The 17,311-nt window shown below is 69.0% G+C and carries 18 protein-coding genes and 4 pseudogenes; 9 read left to right on the top strand and 13 right to left on the bottom strand.

The features are described from left to right. Positions 1 to 36: 36 nt before the first annotated feature. Both ACFYR3_RS16285 and ACFYR3_RS16280 read right to left on the bottom strand, forming a co-directional pair. Positions 37 to 1,215 carry a PP2C family protein-serine/threonine phosphatase gene (locus ACFYR3_RS16285; RefSeq protein WP_355841961.1) on the bottom strand — a complete coding sequence of 393 codons (1,179 nt, stop codon included), beginning with the start codon at positions 1,213 to 1,215 and terminating at the stop codon, positions 37 to 39. Between the two features lie 167 nt (positions 1,216 to 1,382). Then, positions 1,383 to 1,838, bottom strand: coding sequence for a hypothetical protein (locus tag ACFYR3_RS16280; protein WP_355841958.1), 456 nt, complete (start codon positions 1,836 to 1,838; stop codon positions 1,383 to 1,385). Between the two features lie 242 nt (positions 1,839 to 2,080). Between ACFYR3_RS16280 and ACFYR3_RS16275 the strand changes: the two genes are divergently transcribed. After that, on the top strand, positions 2,081 to 2,728 hold the full coding sequence (locus tag ACFYR3_RS16275) for a TetR family transcriptional regulator (RefSeq protein WP_389283595.1): 648 nt from the start codon (positions 2,081 to 2,083) through the stop codon (positions 2,726 to 2,728). A gap of 178 nt (positions 2,729 to 2,906) precedes the next feature. Here ACFYR3_RS16275 and ACFYR3_RS16270 read toward each other — a convergent pair whose 3' ends face one another. From ACFYR3_RS16270 to ACFYR3_RS16255, 4 genes are all read right to left on the bottom strand, one after another. Beyond that, complete coding sequence (locus ACFYR3_RS16270) at positions 2,907 to 4,469, bottom strand: MFS transporter (RefSeq protein ID WP_389283471.1); 1,563 nt, start codon at positions 4,467 to 4,469, stop codon at positions 2,907 to 2,909. Between the two features lie 346 nt (positions 4,470 to 4,815). Beyond that, entirely contained in the window at positions 4,816 to 5,538 is a 723-nt protein-coding gene (locus ACFYR3_RS16265; protein WP_355841952.1) for an FAD binding domain-containing protein, read from the bottom strand. Between the two features lie 253 nt (positions 5,539 to 5,791). Further along, entirely contained in the window at positions 5,792 to 6,625 is an 834-nt protein-coding gene (locus tag ACFYR3_RS16260; RefSeq protein WP_356781336.1) for an ATP-binding cassette domain-containing protein, read from the bottom strand. A gap of 166 nt (positions 6,626 to 6,791) precedes the next feature. After that, complete coding sequence (locus ACFYR3_RS16255; protein ID WP_356781337.1) at positions 6,792 to 7,532, bottom strand: hypothetical protein; 741 nt, start codon at positions 7,530 to 7,532, stop codon at positions 6,792 to 6,794. A 407-nt stretch (positions 7,533 to 7,939) separates the two neighbouring features. Here ACFYR3_RS16255 and ACFYR3_RS16250 point away from each other — a divergent pair, with 407 nt between their 5' ends. Continuing rightward, positions 7,940 to 8,236 carry a hypothetical protein gene (locus ACFYR3_RS16250; protein WP_356781338.1) on the top strand — a complete coding sequence of 99 codons (297 nt, stop codon included), beginning with the start codon at positions 7,940 to 7,942 and terminating at the stop codon, positions 8,234 to 8,236. A gap of 231 nt (positions 8,237 to 8,467) precedes the next feature. Then, positions 8,468 to 9,540: pseudogene (locus ACFYR3_RS16245) on the top strand (MFS transporter); the annotation flags it as partial. 1 nt (position 9,541) lies between these two features. On the opposite strand, the gene ACFYR3_RS16240 reads toward ACFYR3_RS16245, so the two are convergent. Further along, positions 9,542 to 9,898: a hypothetical protein gene (locus ACFYR3_RS16240; RefSeq protein WP_389283468.1), complete on the bottom strand. Its 357-nt coding sequence runs from the start codon at positions 9,896 to 9,898 to the stop codon at positions 9,542 to 9,544. A 276-nt stretch (positions 9,899 to 10,174) separates the two neighbouring features. Here ACFYR3_RS16240 and ACFYR3_RS16235 point away from each other — a divergent pair, with 276 nt between their 5' ends. From ACFYR3_RS16235 to ACFYR3_RS16210, 6 genes and pseudogenes are all read left to right on the top strand, one after another. Then, positions 10,175 to 10,390, top strand: a complete 216-nt coding sequence (locus tag ACFYR3_RS16235; protein ID WP_356781340.1) for a hypothetical protein — start codon at positions 10,175 to 10,177, stop codon at positions 10,388 to 10,390. Positions 10,391 to 10,412: 22 nt separating this feature from the next. Continuing rightward, positions 10,413 to 10,583: pseudogene (locus tag ACFYR3_RS16230) on the top strand (IS5/IS1182 family transposase); the annotation flags it as partial. 197 nt (positions 10,584 to 10,780) lie between these two features. Beyond that, entirely contained in the window at positions 10,781 to 11,215 is a 435-nt protein-coding gene (locus ACFYR3_RS16225; RefSeq protein WP_389283466.1) for a hypothetical protein, read from the top strand. Positions 11,216 to 11,314: 99 nt separating this feature from the next. Then, positions 11,315 to 11,881, top strand: a complete 567-nt coding sequence (locus ACFYR3_RS16220; RefSeq protein WP_389283464.1) for a YceI family protein — start codon at positions 11,315 to 11,317, stop codon at positions 11,879 to 11,881. A gap of 242 nt (positions 11,882 to 12,123) precedes the next feature. Continuing rightward, entirely contained in the window at positions 12,124 to 12,786 is a 663-nt protein-coding gene (locus tag ACFYR3_RS16215) for an SDR family NAD(P)-dependent oxidoreductase (RefSeq protein ID WP_389283462.1), read from the top strand. A 431-nt stretch (positions 12,787 to 13,217) separates the two neighbouring features. Continuing rightward, a complete protein-coding gene (locus tag ACFYR3_RS16210; RefSeq protein WP_389283460.1) occupies positions 13,218 to 13,874 on the top strand; it encodes an NADPH-dependent F420 reductase in 657 nt (218 codons plus the stop codon). 315 nt (positions 13,875 to 14,189) lie between these two features. Here the strand turns inward: ACFYR3_RS16210 and ACFYR3_RS16205 are convergent. The 6 genes and pseudogenes from ACFYR3_RS16205 to ACFYR3_RS16180 all read right to left on the bottom strand — a co-directional run bounded on the left by ACFYR3_RS16205 (position 14,190) and on the right by ACFYR3_RS16180 (position 17,293). Beyond that, positions 14,190 to 14,658, bottom strand: a pseudogene (locus tag ACFYR3_RS16205) (nuclear transport factor 2 family protein). Positions 14,659 to 15,078: 420 nt separating this feature from the next. Next, complete coding sequence (locus ACFYR3_RS16200) at positions 15,079 to 15,453, bottom strand: nuclear transport factor 2 family protein (RefSeq protein WP_389283458.1); 375 nt, start codon at positions 15,451 to 15,453, stop codon at positions 15,079 to 15,081. A gap of 70 nt (positions 15,454 to 15,523) precedes the next feature. Continuing rightward, the gene (locus ACFYR3_RS16195; RefSeq protein WP_389283606.1) at positions 15,524 to 15,787 is read right to left on the bottom strand and encodes a hypothetical protein; all 264 of its coding nucleotides are present in this window, start codon (positions 15,785 to 15,787) and stop codon (positions 15,524 to 15,526) included. Between the two features lie 65 nt (positions 15,788 to 15,852). Next, a pseudogene (locus ACFYR3_RS16190) lies at positions 15,853 to 15,942 on the bottom strand (NADPH-dependent FMN reductase); the annotation flags it as partial. 123 nt (positions 15,943 to 16,065) lie between these two features. Next, complete coding sequence (locus ACFYR3_RS16185) at positions 16,066 to 16,533, bottom strand: nuclear transport factor 2 family protein (protein WP_356781347.1); 468 nt, start codon at positions 16,531 to 16,533, stop codon at positions 16,066 to 16,068. 136 nt (positions 16,534 to 16,669) lie between these two features. After that, positions 16,670 to 17,293 (bottom strand): TetR family transcriptional regulator, encoded by a 624-nt coding sequence (locus ACFYR3_RS16180; protein ID WP_356781348.1) that lies wholly within the window; start codon positions 17,291 to 17,293, stop codon positions 16,670 to 16,672. Between the last annotated feature and the right edge of the window lie 18 nt (positions 17,294 to 17,311).

Here is a 17,311-nt window from a genome sequence, read left to right as displayed (position 1 = left end):
GGTACGGAGTCGCTCCATGCTGGATTCAGTGCCGCTTCAGCGTTGTGCGGGAGGCGGGGATCCGTCGGCGCGGAGCCGGTGGTGGCCGTCCACGGGACGGTGGGGGAGGCGGAGGTGGTGGGAGGCGGTGCGCTCGATGATCAGGAAGGCGGCGTCGTCACCGAGCTGGTCACCGACGTGCCGCACGAGGTCGTCGTGGATCCGGCGCAGCAGGTCGTCGGGGCTGGAGGCGGCAAAGGAGGCGACCCGCTCGGCCAGGGGATAGAAGGTTCCTTCCGGGGAGCGGGCCTCGATCACGCCGTCGGTGTACAGCAGCAGGAAGTCGCCGGCTCCGAAGGTGAACGGGTCGGTGCGGTGGCTGGCGGCGGGCAGCTCGCACATGCCCAGCGGGGGCACGGGGTGTCGTGCGTACAGGACCGCGACCTCGTGATCGCGCAGAAGCAGGGGCGGCGGGTGGCCGCAGTTGATCATTTCGACCTGGGTGCCGTCGTCGGGGATGTCGAGAACGAGCGCGGTGACGAAGTGTTCGCCCGGGTCGTGCTCGGTGTCGGCGACCTCGTCCAGGTCCCGGCACACGCTCACCTCGAGGGCCGCGGTCAGTTCGGGCAGACTGGCGTACCGGTGGGCGCCCTCGCGGAAGGCGCCCAGCACCACCGAGGCCTCACCGATGGCGGCCAGCCCCTTGCCCCGGACGTCGCCGATGATGACGCGGGTGGACGAGTCGGCGGCGCGGGTGACCGCGAACAGATCGCCGCCGATCTGGGTGTCGTCCTCGGCGGCCAGATACAGCCAGGCCACGCGCAGCGGACCGATCCTTCGCGGCGGGGGGCGCAGCAGGACCCGTTGAGCGGTCTCGGCGACCGAGCGTGCCCGCACCAGTTCCCGGGCGCGCCGCTCCCGTACATGACACACGAACACCACCAGCGCGGACAGCACCACCAGGGCGATGATCTGCGCGATGTGATTGGTGGTGCCGATTCCGCCGTGCAGGACGGCGATGACCACTTGGGCGGTCACGGCCAGTGCCCCGACCAGAGCCGTCAGCAGGGGGCCCGCGAGCGAGGCGGTGAGGGTCGGCGCGATGACCAGCAAGGGGCCCAGGTGGACGTCGGTGGGGGAGCGGATGTCCACCACGGTGATCACGACGATCAACGCGAGCGGGATCGCCACCAGACCGCGGCCCGACGGTTGCTCCACGAGACGGTCCACTGACATGCGCCGGATACCCACATGCCCCATTTTGTACCTGTTTCTGTGGCCGCGGGCCTCCACGGCCACCCACCGTCGGCGAGTCCGACGCGAGCGTCGGGTCTCAGGCGACCCTGGAGCGGCCTCGGGCCGGGTCCGTCAGGGCACGACGCCGGGTCCGCGACGGGCGGCTGTCAGTTCCACAGCGGGTAGCTGACCGTGTGCGCGTATCCCTCCGGCCGGTCTTGGGTGTAGACCAGCGTCATCTGCGAGTAGTGCTGCAGTTGCGGCTTCTTCTTCCACTGCTGCGGGTGGTCCAGCCGGACGACGACCGGGTACGAGTGGAACTTGCCCGCCGCGCAGTACGGCTTGCAGTCGTTCACCATGTTGACGCCCTCGGCCACTGCTGAGTTCTGGTTCCAGCGCGACCAGTGGAGGGAGACGAGGCGACTGTTGCCGTCGCCGCAGGCCAGGATGAAGTTGGCGGGGCGCACATCCGGGTGCCAGAAGCAGTCCACGAGTACGGGGGTCGCCTGCCGCTGCTTCGCGGCGTGCGAGGCCGCGGGGGCGGCGGACGCGGTCCCCATCACCACTGCGAGCGACGCGGCCGCGCAGACGGTGATCGCGGTCCGGATTGAGTTTCTGCGCATATCAGCTCCGTGCGGGACGCTCTGTCATGTGGCCGTCAGTGTTTCGGCTCTGCCTCGACGCTACGGCTTTGATGTGTGATGCACCACTCGTACGGATTAACGACACCATTTCGTGAGAAGTGCCCAACAGCGGAACGCACCTGAACGCACCTGAACGCACCTGAACGAGCCGGTCCACCCCCGTCCTGTCTGGTCTCCCGCCCGGTCTCCCGCGTGAGCCGCCGCTCTAGAATTCGTCCGTGATGAATAACCCCGGGTCGCCCCGTGGGCGCCGGCCGGGAAGCCCGGGCACCCGGGCCGCGATCCTGGACGTCGCGCGCCGCCGCTTCCTCGAAGACGGCTATCACGCGGTGACCCTGCGGTCCGTCGCCGGTGAGGCCGGGGTCGATCTCGCTCTGATCAGCTACTACTTCGGATCGAAGAAGGGGCTGTTCGGTGCCGCGCTGGCGCTGGGCGCGAATCCGGCCGAAGTCCTCGCGCGGGTCGTGGAAGAAGGGGACCTCAATACGTTCCCGGAACGCGTCATCCGTCAGGTCGTCGCCATCTGGGACGATCCCGTGACGGGCCCGCCCCTGCTCACGATGCTGAAGAGCGCGATCGACGACGACCCCCTCGGCGGACTGGTCAAAGAGGCGGTCGAGCGCGAGATCGTGGACCGGATCGGGACCCTCGTTCCGGGACGGGAGGCCCGGCAACGCGCCGCCTCGTTCACCACTGTGGTCGTCGGACTGATCGCCACCCGCTATCTGCTGCGCCTGGAGCCGATCGTTTCCATGACGACCGACGAACTGGTCCGCTTCGTGAGCCCGCAGCTGCGGCAGGCACTGCGCGGCCCCGGACGCCCGACACCCAACGCACGACCGGCGGGCCGACCTGCGCGGCGCCCCTGACCGGTGGGGCGACCGGCCCGCGCTTCCGACCGGTGGGTCGGCTGACGTCACGCTCCCCACCGGTGGGGCGACCGGCGGTGCGCTCCCGATGCGCCGGCCGGTTCCGCAGTACGCATCGGGACCCCCTACGCAACGAAGGCCGGCGCCTCGCACAGTGCGAGGCGCCGGCCCGGAGGTCTCAGAGGTACGAGGGCTGCTCCTTCGTGCCGACGGCACGCGGCACCTCGTGGTCGTCGGCGGACACCTCCGGCCGCGGAGCGGAACGCAGCAGCACCGCGACGGCGACGGCGGCGAGTACGGCGGCCGCGGCAGCACCCAGGAGCGCGACGTGCATACCGTCGATGAAGGCGGTCGTCGCCCGGCCGGAGGCCGGCCCGCCGATGGCGTGGGCGGCGGCCAGCGAGGAGCGCGCCGCGTCCGCCACCTGGTGCGGCAGACCGGGCAGGCTCAGGTGGTCGCGGTAGGCGGCGCTGAGCAGGCTGCCGAGGACGGCGATCCCCAGGGCACCGCCGAGCTCACGCGCCAGGTCGTTCATGGCGGAACCGACGTTCTGCAGCGAGCGCGGCAGGGCGTCCGTGATGGACGTCGTGGCCGGTGTCATGGCCAGGCCCATCCCGGCGCCAAGCGCCACGAGACCGGTGGCGATGAGCCAGTACGGGCTGGACGCGTCGAGCCGTGAGAGGACCCCCATGCCCGCCGCGACAGCGGCCAGGCCGGCCACCCAGGGCCCCCGGAAACCGAACCGGCCGACCAGCAGGGGAGCGGCCCGGGAGACCGGCACCATCGTCGCGGCCATGGGCAGCATGGCGGTGGCCGCCATCAGGGCGCTGTCGCCCCGCACCAGTTGCAGGTACTGCATCATCACGAAGATGAACCCGAAGAACACGAAGAACTGAAGCATGATCGACAGCGAGCCCGCGGCGAAGTGCCGGTTGCGGAACAGCCGGGGGTCCAGCAGCGGGTTCTCGCGGCGCAGCTCGAAGAGGACGAATCCGGCCAGTACCGTCAGGCCCAGCCCGATCCCCGCGAGCGTGACCGGGTCGGCCCACCCGCGGGTCGGCGCCTCGATGACCGAGTAGACCAGCGCGACCAGGCCCACCACGGCGAGGAGAGCGCCCCCGACGTCGAGCCGCGGCTGCTGCGGTTCCGCGGACTCGGGCACGAACAGCAGCGTCCCGACCAGGGCGACCAGGGCCAGAGCGACGTTCAGCAGGAACACCGAGCGCCACGACCAACCCTCCAGCAGGGCTCCGGTGGCGAACAGGCCCACCAGGGCGCCGGCTCCGGCGACAGCGGCCCAGACGCTGACCGCCCGCGCCCGCTGAGCACGCGGGAACGTGCTGGTGATCGTCGACAGCGTGGCCGGCATGACGAGCGCCGCGCCCACCCCGAGAACACCCCGCAGGGCGATGAGTGTCGAGGGCTCGGTCGTCAGCGCGGCGGCGGCCGATCCGGCGCCGAAGATCGCCAGTCCCGCGAGCAGGGCCCGCCTGCGGCCGAATCGGTCGCCCAGGGCGCCGGCCGGCAGCAGCAGGGACGCGAAGACGAGGCTGTAGGAGTCGATGATCCAGGACAGCTGGGTCTGCGTCGCATGCGTCTCGCGGGCGAGATCGGGCAGTGCCACATTGAGCGAGGCCATGGCGGCGACCACCGTGCCGAGGGCGACGCAGGTGACCACCAGGATCAGGTTGTGACGTGCGGCCGGTGCTGAACCGGCGGCAGGGGCACGCGTGGAGGGCATCGTGGCGTCCTTCGTCCGAGTGGTCCGGGGGGATCCCGGTGCCTGGTCCCAGAGTCGGGAGTCCGGTGAGCGATTTCCACGTTGATGAATTAGGGGTACGGCCCGTCGGACGGTCCCGTGCGGCCGCGTTCGTACGCCGCCCCTCGTCACCGAGTCACGCGAAAGTGCCGGTCAGCGGACCGGAGAGCCGGACGCGGCGGCCGACCGTGAACGAGCGCGCCGACGCCCCCGCCCCCGGATCGGTACGACTGACCGGCCACTGTTGAATTTCTCGTCGCCCTGCCCGAAGTGAACGGGGGAGCAGGTGCCGGACGTCGCGTCCGAAGCGTGGTCCGGACGAGTGCCCCTATGCGCCGGCCGGTCGTGCGAGAAGGTCTGTCACCTGTCGGCCGACGAGTTCCCAGGTCGCGGCCGGAAGACGGCCGAAGGAACTGCTCCGCAAAGTGCGCAGATCCTCTTCGACATCGGTGTGGCACGTGGTGCTCTCGCTGAACACCTCGTCATCTTCGCGGACGGCGACGCGAAGGCGGGTCCGTCCGCCGTCGGCGGAGTGCAGGGCGGCGGCGATGACAAGTGGCGATGGCCCACCCGCCTCGCCGGCGGCCTTGTGGTAACTGCTGGCGATCGGTGCGCGCCAGCGGAGACTCAGCAGCAGATGGCGCTTGGCCAGCACCTCGGCCAGGTCGGTCTCGGAGACGCCTTCAGGTTCCAGGATCACCGCTCGGGCGTCCAGTACGAGCGCAGCGGGCAGCAGACATCGCAGCGTGCTGCCGACGATGTTGCCGCCCACCGTGGCCGTCCGCCGTACCGCTCCGGTTCCTACCGTGGCGGCCGCCCTGCGCAGCACCTCCGGCACACGGTCGTCGATACGGTTCAGCACCACGGCCGCGCCCAGGACCTCGCGCCCGATCGCGTTGGCCTCCGGGAGATCGCGCAGCGACATGGCGTGGCCGGGGAAGCCGTCCCGTTGCCAGGTGGCCCACACCAGCGTGGCGCCGCCTATCGGCACCGCTCCTTCGGTCATGCACTCCTGCGCTTCGGACACGGACGTGGGCAGACGCAACAGCACGGCAGCCGACCTGCTTTCCTGGTGACTTGGCGGCGGGGTACTCGGTGTCTGGGCCAAATGACCGTCGACAGGCGCATTTTCGCCGTGCGGACGGGGGCGCGTACAGGGCACACTGCTTCAACTGGTGCGCCCCGCCGACGGATGTGCTCACGGCGAGGGCTTTTGCCGGGGCCCACACCTGTTGTCCGTACTCACCGAGCGGCAGCCACCCGACACTTCCCTTTCCCGCGCGACGACTTGCTTCGTACCGCTGTCAACTACCCTGGTGGCGGCCGGAGTAGGCCGCCCATCGGCCCGCGTGCCGGACCACGGTGATACGGCGCCCGAAGCAGCTGGTCATCCAGGAGTCGGTCAGGGTGTCGTCGACCGGACCGCGCGCGAGGACCCGCCCCTCGCGCAGGAGCAGGGTGTGGCTGACGGCCGGGGACAGCTCTTCCAGGTGGTGGGTGACGGTCACGGTGGCCAGCTCCGGGCGGCTCTCGGCCAGCCGCTGCATGGCCTCGACGAGGTCCTCGCGCGAGGGCAGGTCCAGGGCGTTGAACGGTTCGTCGAGCAGGAGCAGGGCCGGCTCGGCCATCAGTGCCCTGGCGATCAGGACGCGGGCCCGCTGCCCGCCCGAGCAGACTCCGTACGGCCGGTCGGCCAGCTCCTTGATGTCCAGTTCGGCGAGCAGTTCGTGGCCACGCCGGCGCACCTCGGCGTCGTACTTCCGCCACAGCGGTTGCACGGTGCCGGTATGGCCCGTCAGGACGACGGTGTGGGCGTCGATGTCCTGCGGCACGCGCTGGGCCGTACTCACATGGCCGATGCGGGCGCGCAGTTCGCGCACGTCGACCCGGCCGAGCCGGGAACCGAGCACCTCGACGCTCCCGGTCGTGGGGTGCATCAGCGCGCCCAGCAGGCGCAGCAGGGTCGTCTTGCCCGCGCCGTTGGCTCCGAGCAGGGCCCAGTGCTCACCGGCCCGGACCGTCCAGTCGATCTCCGAGAGGATCACCTGGCCGCTCGTGTGACGGTGGACGTTCACTTCGCGGAGCGCGACCACCGCCTCCCGGTCGCTGACGTCTCCCTCGGTCCGCACCACGGCCATGTCCGGGCTCCCCTCGATCGGTCGGCACACCCCGCATATTAGATGCAGTATGCATCTTGCTGTCCGTTCGTCCGCTTCGTGGACGGCGGTGCGGGCTCGTGCGCGGAGGGCGGAGCGGCCGGTCCTCGGCGGCGGTGGGTGACGGTCACCGCGCGAAGGGGGTGGGTCACGGTGATTGCAGGATGTTGACGGCGCGGGCCACCACCAGCACCACGGTCACCAGTGAGACCGTGGACTGGAGCATCATCAGCATCTTGGCCCAGCGGGACAGCGGCATCACGTCGGTCGGGCTGAACGCGGTGGAGTTGGTGAAGGAGAGGTACAGGTAGTCCAGGAACGCCGGTTCCCAGTCGGGCGGCGCGGATTCGGGGCTCTGCATCTGCACGAACAGGAAGTCGGCGAACTGGTGGTGGCCCATCATTCGGTCCGCCGGTCCGCCGCGGTCCCACTCCCAGTACCACAGGGCGAACACGATGACGTTCGTCAGCCAGATGTTGCCGCCGGTCAGCAGCAACGTCGGGGGGTGCGACCAGTCGGTGCCCTGCACCAGGTCCGTCACCAGCCGTGCGGCCGCCCAGCCGTTGGCCAGGCTGATCAAGCAGATCAGCGCCAGGCCCAGCCACCGCAGCCGCTTGTTCCGGGGCTCGACCCGCCGGGGGTTGGCGGAGATCAGGCCCCCCAGCAGGACCAGTTCCAGGACCGGCAGAACCCAGGGCGGCATCAGGGTCAGCTCGTGCGGCAGTTTCAGCTGGAGGGTGACCGCCGCCAGGATCGCGGCGGTCACGGCCCACCGCGGCTCGCCGTGCGTCACCCTCCGCCACGCGGGCGCCACTTCGCTCTCGCCGGACTCCAGAATCCGCTCGATCCTGACGATCCGGCTCTCGGTGTCGTTCGACCTGTCGTTCATGGAGGTGATTGTCGCGTGCCACATGTTGATCAAGAAGCGCGCCGACTCGGCCACCTCGGCGGATGCCAGGCACTGTTGGTCTGACCAGCAAGGACGCTGTTGTCATCTGTCGTCGTTGGCCGTTGTTGGCCTCCCTCGGACGGCCCGTGGACGGCCCAGCTCTCGTGCGTCTCCGTTGCCGGCGAGGATCGCGGCTGCCACGACTTTCATCCACACCTTTTTGGTCGATGTTCGCCCAGTGGCTCGCCGACCGCGGCATTACCGAGCTGTCTGCAGTCACCCGGGGCGATCTATCCGGGTTCGTCGACATTCGCGGCCTAACAACCAGAACATCCGGCCGCGTGTACTAGGATCCGCCGCTAGCGTCACTCGATCGACCGTTGCTCACCCAATCGATAAGAGGCCCGATGATCGGCGTGCTCGTGACTTTCACACAGACCGACAAGTTCGATCGTTCAACTCTCGCAAAGATTGCCGATGAACTCCGAGGACCGTTCGAAGGCATGGCCGGCCTTCGCTTCAAGAGCTTCACGCTCGACGAAGGCGGCGTTCAGGCAAGGAACTTCTACGTGTGGGATGACGAGGAGAAAGCCCGTGCCTTCTTCACGGAGGAGATCGTCGACAAGGTGACGGGGATCTATGGCGTCCCGCCTAAAATCGAATACCTCGATATCGTGGGGTTCGTCGACAACTCTGGCACCTGATTCTCAAGGGGCTGTCGCACAAACCCAGCCGTCCGGGCCATTTTGGGCTATCGAGGCATGCCACGGAACTTCCTGGTCAACAGGCCGCAGTAGGCCTGGGGAGTTGACCATGTCGAACCCGGGCGCGGGCGGACGGTCTTTGATTTGCGGCTTTCCCAGCGCCTGCCGCAGTCGGTATCGCGACAAGGCCTCGGAACCGGCGCCTGTCCGCGCGCTCAAAACCGACTGGTGGTCTTCCAGGGCCTGGCCACCGCGGCGGTGACCCCCGCCGGACTCTCACTCATGACGACCTCGTTCCCGGAGGGCCCCCTGCGGGAAAAGGCACTCGGCCTCAATGGGGCGCTGATGTCCGCCGGGTTCACCACCGGAGCGATCCTCGGCGGTCTGCTGACCGACCTGCTGTCCTGGCGCTGGGCGTTCTTCATCAACGTGCCCGTCGCCCTCGCCGTCCTCGTCATCGCTCCGACGGTCATCAAGGAATCCCGGCCCGACGAGCGCCCGAAGCTGGACGTACCCGGCGCCGTCAGTGTCACGCTCGGTCTGCTGGCCATCGTCTTGGGCCTCACCCAGGCCGGTGAGCACGGCTGGGGCTCCTCGTCCGCGCTGTTGCCGCTGGCGGCCGGCGTGCTGCTGCTGGTGGTGTTCTTGGCTGTCGAGCGCAAGGTGGCCGCGCCTCTGGTGCCGCTCAGCGTGCTCGGCAAGCGGTCAGTGGCCTGGGGAAACGTCGCCGGCCTGATCGCGTTCCTCACCGAGACGTCCCTGGTCTTCCTGCTGACCCTGTACCTCCAGGAAGTCCTCGGCTTCTCCCCGCTGGCCGCCGGACTGTCCTTCGGCGTGCTGGGCCTGGGAACGGTCGTCGGCGGCTCCGTTGCCCCGAAGGTCATCGGGAAGATCGGCACCAAGCAGACCCTGATCACCGGCGGCATCCTGCAAACCTTGTTCACAGCCGCCCTGCTCGGCCTCGGCGACGATCGCTCCTGGATGTGGCTGCTGCTCGTCGCCACCTTCGTCGGAGGGGTCGGCAACATGCTCGTCATCGTCGGCTTCATGGTCACCGCAACACCGGTCTGGCCGACCATGAACAGGGACTGGCCACCGGGCTCGCGACCATGACCCAGCAGATCGGCATCACCATGGGCACGCCGATCATGAGCGCCGTTGCCACCGCTGCGATGACCGGGACCGGTGCCTCGGCCACCCTCGGCGGCTTGAAGGCGGCGATCGCGGTGAATGCCGCCATCGTGCTCTTCGGCGTCCTCACCAGTGCCCTCTTCCTGCGCGGTGCACGGTCGAGTGCGCAGTAACTCACAGGGGGACGAGCCACGCGGCCGCCCGTCCTCGACGACGACCGGTGAAGAGGCAGCGTTCCGAGCTCAGGGCCTGGAGCTTGGAGGGCGAGTCCGTGCCTGTCCAGGCTTGCCACCATCGGTTGAGGGTGATGGCGGGGGTGAGCCAGGAACGGATCGCTCGTAATGCCCCGGGCCGGCCGGGCTGTTGGGCGTGTGGGAGCAGCCGGACGGCGAACCCGCTGAGCCGGGTGACCGTGACGGGCGCCACGCCGTGCGCCACCGACGCGGCACGCGCCGCGGGAGTGAGAACCAGGCGGGTCCGCCGCCGCTCCAGGGCACGCAGAACGCGCTCGGCCGCACGCTCGGCGTCCATCGAGACGACGGGGGCGCCGGCGAGTGCGGAGAATCAGGCGAACTCCTTGGAGGGGCGACCGCCGAATTCGGCCCGAAGGTGCGATCCGGTGCGCATCAGCCCGGGGTGGACCGTGGTGGCTTCGTAGGTGAGAACGAGGGCGAGTGTTGATGGGGCCCGGCATCGGTTCTTGATCGAGCTGTCCGGAAATGTTGATGAGAACTCGCAGCACCCAGAGGGCTCGGCTCGGGCGTGTTGGCACGGACGGACATGGAGGCGGCCAGGCCGGCTCGCCCCATGGTTGCGGACATCGCCCGGGACGAGCTCGTGGAGATCGTTCGCAGACTCCTGAAAGCCGACCCGGAGAGTGACTACTATCTGCGGCTCCTGGAGGCGAACATCTCGCATCCCCGGCTGAGTCACCTGGGCTTCCACCGTTTGCACAACCTTCGGGCCGCGTCTGCGGAGCAGATTGTCGATGAGGCTCTGAAGTACCGACCGATTGCGCTTTGAGCTGCGTGGGAGGTCAGCCGGCGTGCTGGTCCATCCGTCGTCGATCGATCTGTCCAGCCGGACGCTGCGGCACCTGGCCAGGCAGCCGGCCGATCACCGGCGGGAGATCGGCACGCGATGGCGGCGCCTGCCCGTCGGCTGTCAGGCCCTGCTCGCCCTGGCCCGCCTGCGATGCGGCGACACGTACGCCCGACCTCGCAGCCGATCCCGGGGCCGTGGGGCAATGCCCCGGCGGACTGGCAGCTTCACCTGCACTGACCTGGTCCGGGGCCTCCGGGGCGCAGCCGGTGGGGGAGAAGTGGATCGGCCCCCGTTTGACATGCTTCGAACGGATGGCAGGGTTGTATCTGGGGCCCGGTTGTATCTGGGGCCAATGTTGGGAGGCTCGGCATGGCCTGCGGTTGGGCACGATCTTCCGCGGCTCGGCAACTTCCGCTCAGGCTCACGAGCGGCGCGTTCTTCCTGAACTCCGGACTCTCGAAACTCGGTGCGGACGAGGCAACCGCCGAGAGGCTCCAGCAGTTCGCCGCCACGACCTACCCGTTCCTGGGCAGGCACGACTCCCACAAGTTCGTACGGCTGCTCGCCGCCGGAGAGCTCGCCATTGCCACGACACTGCTCCTGCCGGTCGTCCCTGCCGCTGTCGCCGGGGTTGCGCTCACCGCATTCTCCGTTGGCACCCTCGGGCTCAACCTGCGTACGCCGGGGATGCGACAGGAAGGCAGCCTGCGCCCGACCGAGCAGGGGACCGTGCTGGCCAAGGACGTCTGGATGCTGGGCATCGGCGTCTCCCTCATCGCCGAGGGTGTGTACGAACACCGGTGACGCACCACGAGCGCGTCAGCCCCACGGCTGCCGTTCGCGCTCCGTGACCGCTATTGGATCCGTCCTGGTTGAAGGCGTAAGTCAGGGGCGCATGTGGCCATGACCAAATGGTTCTTCGAGCCCGGACACACTGCGGCGGAGTTCCGCGCCAGGCACATGATGGTCACCTACGTGCGGGGGCAGCTCAAGAACGTGCACGGCTTGCTGGAGGTCGATGCCGACGAGCCGGAGAAGGCGCGCGTTGAGGCCACGGTTGACGCGACCCAGGTGTACACGGGTCAGCCCCAGCGCGACGCCCACCTCCGCAGTGCTGATTTCTTCGATGTCGAACACCACCCGACCTGGACGTTCGTCGGGTCGCGTGTTCATCAGGTGAGCGGAACCGAGTTCGAGGTGACCGGAGATCTCACGGTACGCGGCATGACGCGCCCCGTAACCTTCGACGTCACTTACTTGGGGCAGTGGGATACCCCTTGGTGGGAGGAAGGGCGGGACCTCGGGCCCAGGCGCCGCGCCGGATTCACCGCCACGACACGTATCAATCGACATGATTTCGGGGTGAGTTGGAACGATGTGATCGACAGCGGCGGAGTGGTTGTCAGCCCCATGGTCGATGTCACGGTCGACGTCGAGGCCGTCCTCGAGCCCATCGAAACGGCCGCCTGAGCACGGCCGGCTCGGGCTGCGAGCCGACGGCTTGACAGCGGGCGGCTGTCGCTGAAGCCGGTAGCAGGTCTTGGACGACGGTGCGTGAAGAGGTTTGGCTTGTTGTGCAAGCGGACGGGTTCCCTGTGGCGGCTGGTCGCCGAGGTGGGCAGCCCGGGTGCCGACGGATTCGGCAGTGAGAGGAGCGCTGGGCAGTGTCTACCGCGTCAACTGAGACCTTTGGGAGCCGGCGGGTCGCGGTCGTGACCGGCGGCGCTGGTGCGATCGGCGGTGCGATCGCCGCGCGGCTTGCGGTCAATCACACCGTGGTCGTGCTCGACCGCACCGGCGATGTCCCGGTCGATCTGGGTGATCCGGCCGATGTGCGCCGGGCCGCGCAACTGGTGCTGGACCGCTACGGCAGGTGCGATGTCCTGGTCCACTCGGCTGCGATGGTCGCCTTCGGACCGTTCGAGGACTTCGAACTCGACCTCTGGCGTCAGGTCCAGGCAGTGAACGTCGAGTCGGCGCTGCTGCTCACCCAGGCCTTCGCGCCGGGGATGCGTGAGCGGGGCTTCGGCAGGGTGGTCTCCATCGTGTCCAACACGTTCTGGCGTCCCCCGGGCGCGCACATGCGCGCGTACGTGGCGTCCAAAGGGGCGTTGATCGGCATGACCCACGCCCTCGCCGTCGGGCTCGGCGGCCACGGGATCGCGGTCACGGCTGTGGCCCCGGGGCTGACTCCCACTCCGGCTACCGGCGTCGTGCCGGCGGAGGAGTTCGATGAGGTCGCGGCGCTCCAGGCGCTGCCCCGGCCGCTCACCCCCGACGACACCGCAGCCGTGGTGGCGATGCTCGTCGGCGAGGACGCCGCCGCGCTGACGGGCCAGGTACTCACGGTCGACGGTGGCCTGGTGATGCGTTAGGAACGGGCGAGGCGGCAATCCGAACAGGGGACTCCCGTGCATGGATCGCTTAGCGACGGTCCCGACCTTACTGGGAAGGGCTCGGGGCCTGGGCATCGGCGCTGGTCTCGTTGCGCGTGGCCAGCAGCCATCCGTGCTCCTCGGCGCATCGCCGGGCGCTTCCCACGAGACGTGCGACGGCGGCGGATTGGGTGCGCGCGGACCACAGGATCGGCACTCCGCGCGGACCTCCGGCTGGACGACTCGGCGCGCGGCGTGGCCGCGGTCGGCGGCGGCAGTGGGATAGGCGAACGAGGCGGGCGGCAGGCCGACCTCCCGGTTCGCCCGCAGTCGGGCGATCATGGCCTGGGGAGGCGGGTCGGTGAAGGCCTGGAACGTCTGGAACACCCAAGCTTGAACTGATTCCACGTCAATGGAGAGGAAGGCTGGACATGACCACCGCAATCGTAGGCGTCGGCAACATCGGAGCTGCGCTCGCCCGGCATCTGGTGGCCGGTGGCGAGAGCGTCGTCCTGGCGGGAAAGGGCACCGCGCGAGCCGCGGGGATCGCGGACGAGCTGGGTCCCCTGGCCCGCGCCGCCTCTGTGCGGGACGCGATCACCGATGCGGACACGGTCGTGTTCGCCGTCATGCTGGACGCCATGAGAGAGCTGATCCCGCAGGTCGCGCCCCTGCTCGAGGACAAGGTCGTGATCGACCCCTCGAACCCGATCGCCTTCGACGAGAAGGGCCAGATCGTGCGGTCGCTGCCCGAAGGGGAGTCGGCCGGGTCGGTGGCCGCCGCCCTGCTGCCCAAGAACGCTCACTACGTCAAGGCGTTCGGCACCCTCGCCGCGGAGGTGCTCGCCGCGAGCGCGAACCGCACGCCGCGACGGGCGGCGCTGTTCTACGCCACCGACGACGAGAGCGCCGCCGCGATGGCCGAGCGGCTGATCCGCACGGCCGGGTTCGATCCCGTCAAGGCCGGTGGCCTGGCCGATGCCGGACGCATCGAGTCGCCCGGCGGGGACCTGCATCAGTACGGCTCCGGCGGCGAGGTCGTCGACCTCGCCCAGGCGACCGCCGCCGTGCACGACGCCAGCCATTGAGTTCCGCATGTGGAGAAGCAAGGCAGCGGGTTCCTCGGAAGCACCCGGCCCGGCAGCGACCGAGAGCAGTGCCCCCGGTCGTCGGGCTGTCAGGGTCTCGGCCGTGCCGGTGAGGTGTCATCACCGGATTCGGGTGATCTCGTCGGATCACGGCGGCGGCCAGCCTTGAGGAGAACGCGGCATGCCTATGGGCCGGGCAGGAGCGACCCATCGCGTTCGTCACGGTACGGTCCGGCCGGCAGGACGCTCAGCGGTTCTGGCTCGACGCGGTCGGCGCGATCCGCACTGCCTCGGGCACGGTGCTCCGGGTACGGATCAGAGCTGAAGGGGTCGCGTATCGGTCCAGTTGACCAGCAGGCGGCGCTCGGCGAACAGCCACTCCCGCTCCCTCTTGACCATCGTGTCGAGGTAGCGGATCGAGGCGACCATCATCGTCCGTGACCCGTCGTCGGCCTCGGTCAGATGGTGGGCCAGACAGTAGGTTTCCCCTGTCGCGCGATCGCCATCCAGTTCGATCGTGCTCTGCCCGTTGAAGTGCATGGTGGCCGCGTAGGCGTTGAGCGCGTCGAAAACCGGTGCCAGCGACCTCGCGGTCGTGGAACTCCTGCGTAGGCTCGGGATCCCTCGCGTCCATGTGCACCACGAAGTGGGTGTCCTGGGTGAACAGCGCCATCTGGCCCTTGGCGTCCCGTCGGTCCGCGCAGTGCGCGTAGGCGTCGACCAGTTCGCGGAGGGCGAGCCTGTCGGCAGCCTCAGCTTCGGTGACTGACGTGTGGATACTCACGGCGACATCTCCTTCACAGCCTGCGGTGCCGTCAATGCGCCCCAGTCCCAGGATCTCCGACGGGCGGGTGCGCGGTCCTCACCGGAATCCGGTGGTCCGCCGGCCTGCCAGCCGACCGTAGGCCTCTACGCCCCCCAGCCGGGTGATCTGGTCCGACCGGAGAATGCGGGGTCCGGAACCGTCGAGCTGGGCCACCGCGATCGCCCCGGATACCACGGTAGTTGGACTCACTGCCGTCTTCTATCCGAACTCTTCCCGGATGAAGGTGTTCCCGCCCTTGCCTCCGGTCTTCAGGGTCCGCTCCGGAGGCACGAGGTGCACGAGTTGCTCGGCCGCAGGGGACTGCCGCAGGCCTCGGGGTGGGGCCTGCGCTCCGCCACACCGTTGAGCTGCGGGCGGGCCATCCTGGTAGCGGCCTAGCTAGGACGGCTGACGGATCTCCGTGACGATCGTGTAGAGCTCGATGATGACGCCCCCGCTGGTGCGGCCGATGTCCATGCCGCTGACCATGGGTCGTTGACCGTCGGCCGGGCCGTACTGGAAACCGAGGTGGCCGATGTCGTCGAGCCCCGACGCGGCGCCTGCGGGTCGGAAGGCCCAGTCCGGGTTCTCGGCACGCAACTCTGTGGCGCGTCGCTCGAAGTCCGTGCGCCCACGGTTGATGCGGTCCGGTTCGTGCCACACCACGTCTTCGGCGTAGTTCTCGGCGATGACCGCGGCCCGGCGATCCGGGTCGGGTTCGTTGAACACCTCGAGAAGGTTGACTCGCATCAGATCGGCGGCAGATCTGGTCATGGTGAGTCCGTTCGTGTGGGCTGGTCCGTCGGTGTGGCGGAGGGCCACCGGTCCGCGTCGGCCGGGTGGGTCAGTTCGCGACGGCCGGGGCCGTCCGCAGCGGGGCGAGAGCAGAGGTCCAGGCAATGACCTGGTCGATCATGGTGTTCAGCGCATGGAGGTTGTGTTCGCCGGGTTTGAAGACGCTGAAGTTCTCGAATTCGGTGCACAGGGAGAGCACGACCTGTTGGCGTACGTCGGCCATTCGGAGCTCGGCGGCGACCAGGCGCAGTTGTTCAGCGGATCGTGTGCCGCCCGCGACGCCGTATGAGACCAGGCCGAGGGAGGGCGGCATCGGATCGTCGAGGTGGGGGAGGGGTGGTCGCGCGGATCGAGCAGCTCGAAGCCGGCGTCGGTCCGACGCGAGGCGTGGTCGAGGACCCGGCGCGCCACCTGGTCCCCGACGCGGTTGGGACGGGTGCTGCCGACGATGATGCCGATGGTGGGCATGATTGGCCTGCCTCTTCGGGGTGCTGTGCGTCCGCGGGAGACGCGTTGCCCGGAACGTTGGTGACCGGGCGGGTGCGGTGCCCGGCGCAGCAGCATGTTGCCGGGGTCGAGCGGGGTGTTCGGTCAGCTCGTCACGGCGGCCGACGCCGTGACGGCGGAGGTGAAGTCGGGCTGCACGCCGAGCTGGGCGAGCATGACGCTGAGGCCGACATAACAGTTGAACTCCTTGATCCTGCCGTTCTCGACGTACCAGAAGTCGGCCGTGGGGATTTCGAGCCTGGCGCCGGTCGGCTGTACGACCCCGGCGGGTGTCTCGAACGGCCCGGTGACGGTGCCCTGGATCGTCAGCTCGACGGCGACGACGTTGCCCATGACATGGAACCGGTGCAGTTCGCGGTGCACGTCGGGGGCGAGCGCGCCCATGAAGGCGACCAGGTCGCCAAGGTGCTCACCGCGATAACTCTCACCGGCGACGACGTTGTTGAATACGCCGTCCTCGGCGAACAGGTCGATGAAGCCCCGCAGGTCCAGGACGCTGCCCTCGGCCGCTCGGTATGCCGCCCGGACCACGGTCTCCGCGTCGGTGTTCATGGTGCCCTCCCGTGTTGAGAGAATCCATTCAAACCCTTGATTGAAATTGTGATGAGGGGGTGGCCGCCTTGTCAAGCAAGCACTTGAATTCATCGTGGCGCTGGGCCGGCACGGTCTGCTCGGCGGTATCAGGCGCCTACCGGGCTCCCCGAAACGCCCCGGCCACCACGGGGATGAGCATCCGCTCCACCCGTTCGGCGGGCTCGGCGCCCAGCTCGGCCCCGATGGGCGCCAGTGCGAGCCAGTTCAGCATCCCGGCCGCACAGCGGACACGGAAGACGAGCTCCCGCTCGTCGACCCCGGGAAGGTTCGCCGCCAGTACCCTCACCGCCTGTCGTCGGGCCCGCTCGAACTTCCCGGCCAGCCTCTCCCACCCTTCGGGCGGATCGATCCCCACCCGCGCCACGGTCCGTATCACGGCCAGATCGCGCCCCCCGGCCACGAGGGCGCTCACCATCGGCCGCGCGAAGGCCTCGGCCAACTCGCTCAGCGTCGAGCTGCCCGCCAGAGTGTCGAGCTCTCGAATCTGCGCGTCCAGGTATCGCTCCAGCGCGTGTTCGATCGCCACATCGCACAGTGCCTTCAGCGATCCGAAGTGATAACTCACCGCGGCGACGTTGGCTCCGGCGTTCTGGGTGATCTCGCGGAGGGTCACCCCTTCCTGTCCCCGCTGTGCGAGCAGCTCGAGAGCAGCCGCCAGCAGATCGTCCCGCGTTCGCTGACCGGCCTCGCGGCGAAGGTCCGTTTTCTCTGGCCTCACGATAGAACTCAAGCCACT

This window comes from Streptomyces sp. NPDC005784, assembly GCF_042871525.1.
Classification (GTDB): Bacteria; Actinomycetota; Actinomycetes; order Streptomycetales; family Streptomycetaceae; genus Streptomyces.
The sequence above is the reverse complement of the archived record's forward strand: the minus strand, read 5'-3'. Positions and strand labels throughout refer to the sequence as shown.

What these genes read in the sequence shown, in the direction of transcription:
- ACFYR3_RS16285 (WP_355841961.1), bottom strand. Translation starts at nt 1,215, where the DNA reads ATGTCAGTGGACCGTCTCGTGGAGCAACCGTCGGGCCGCGGTCTGGTG.
- ACFYR3_RS16280 (WP_355841958.1), bottom strand. Translation starts at nt 1,838, where the DNA reads ATGCGCAGAAACTCAATCCGGACCGCGATCACCGTCTGCGCGGCCGCG.
- ACFYR3_RS16275 (WP_389283595.1), top strand. Translation starts at nt 2,081, where the DNA reads ATGAATAACCCCGGGTCGCCCCGTGGGCGCCGGCCGGGAAGCCCGGGC.
- ACFYR3_RS16270 (WP_389283471.1), bottom strand. Translation starts at nt 4,469, where the DNA reads ATGCCCTCCACGCGTGCCCCTGCCGCCGGTTCAGCACCGGCCGCACGT.
- ACFYR3_RS16260 (WP_356781336.1), bottom strand. Translation starts at nt 6,625, where the DNA reads ATGGCCGTGGTGCGGACCGAGGGAGACGTCAGCGACCGGGAGGCGGTG.
- ACFYR3_RS16255 (WP_356781337.1), bottom strand. Translation starts at nt 7,532, where the DNA reads ATGAACGACAGGTCGAACGACACCGAGAGCCGGATCGTCAGGATCGAG.
- ACFYR3_RS16250 (WP_356781338.1), top strand. Translation starts at nt 7,940, where the DNA reads ATGATCGGCGTGCTCGTGACTTTCACACAGACCGACAAGTTCGATCGT.
- ACFYR3_RS16240 (WP_389283468.1), bottom strand. Translation starts at nt 9,898, where the DNA reads ATGGACGCCGAGCGTGCGGCCGAGCGCGTTCTGCGTGCCCTGGAGCGG.
- ACFYR3_RS16235 (WP_356781340.1), top strand. Translation starts at nt 10,175, where the DNA reads ATGGTTGCGGACATCGCCCGGGACGAGCTCGTGGAGATCGTTCGCAGA.
- ACFYR3_RS16225 (WP_389283466.1), top strand. Translation starts at nt 10,781, where the DNA reads ATGGCCTGCGGTTGGGCACGATCTTCCGCGGCTCGGCAACTTCCGCTC.
- ACFYR3_RS16220 (WP_389283464.1), top strand. Translation starts at nt 11,315, where the DNA reads ATGACCAAATGGTTCTTCGAGCCCGGACACACTGCGGCGGAGTTCCGC.
- ACFYR3_RS16210 (WP_389283460.1), top strand. Translation starts at nt 13,218, where the DNA reads ATGACCACCGCAATCGTAGGCGTCGGCAACATCGGAGCTGCGCTCGCC.
- ACFYR3_RS16200 (WP_389283458.1), bottom strand. Translation starts at nt 15,453, where the DNA reads ATGACCAGATCTGCCGCCGATCTGATGCGAGTCAACCTTCTCGAGGTG.
- ACFYR3_RS16195 (WP_389283606.1), bottom strand. Translation starts at nt 15,787, where the DNA reads ATGCCGCCCTCCCTCGGCCTGGTCTCATACGGCGTCGCGGGCGGCACA.
- ACFYR3_RS16185 (WP_356781347.1), bottom strand. Translation starts at nt 16,533, where the DNA reads ATGAACACCGACGCGGAGACCGTGGTCCGGGCGGCATACCGAGCGGCC.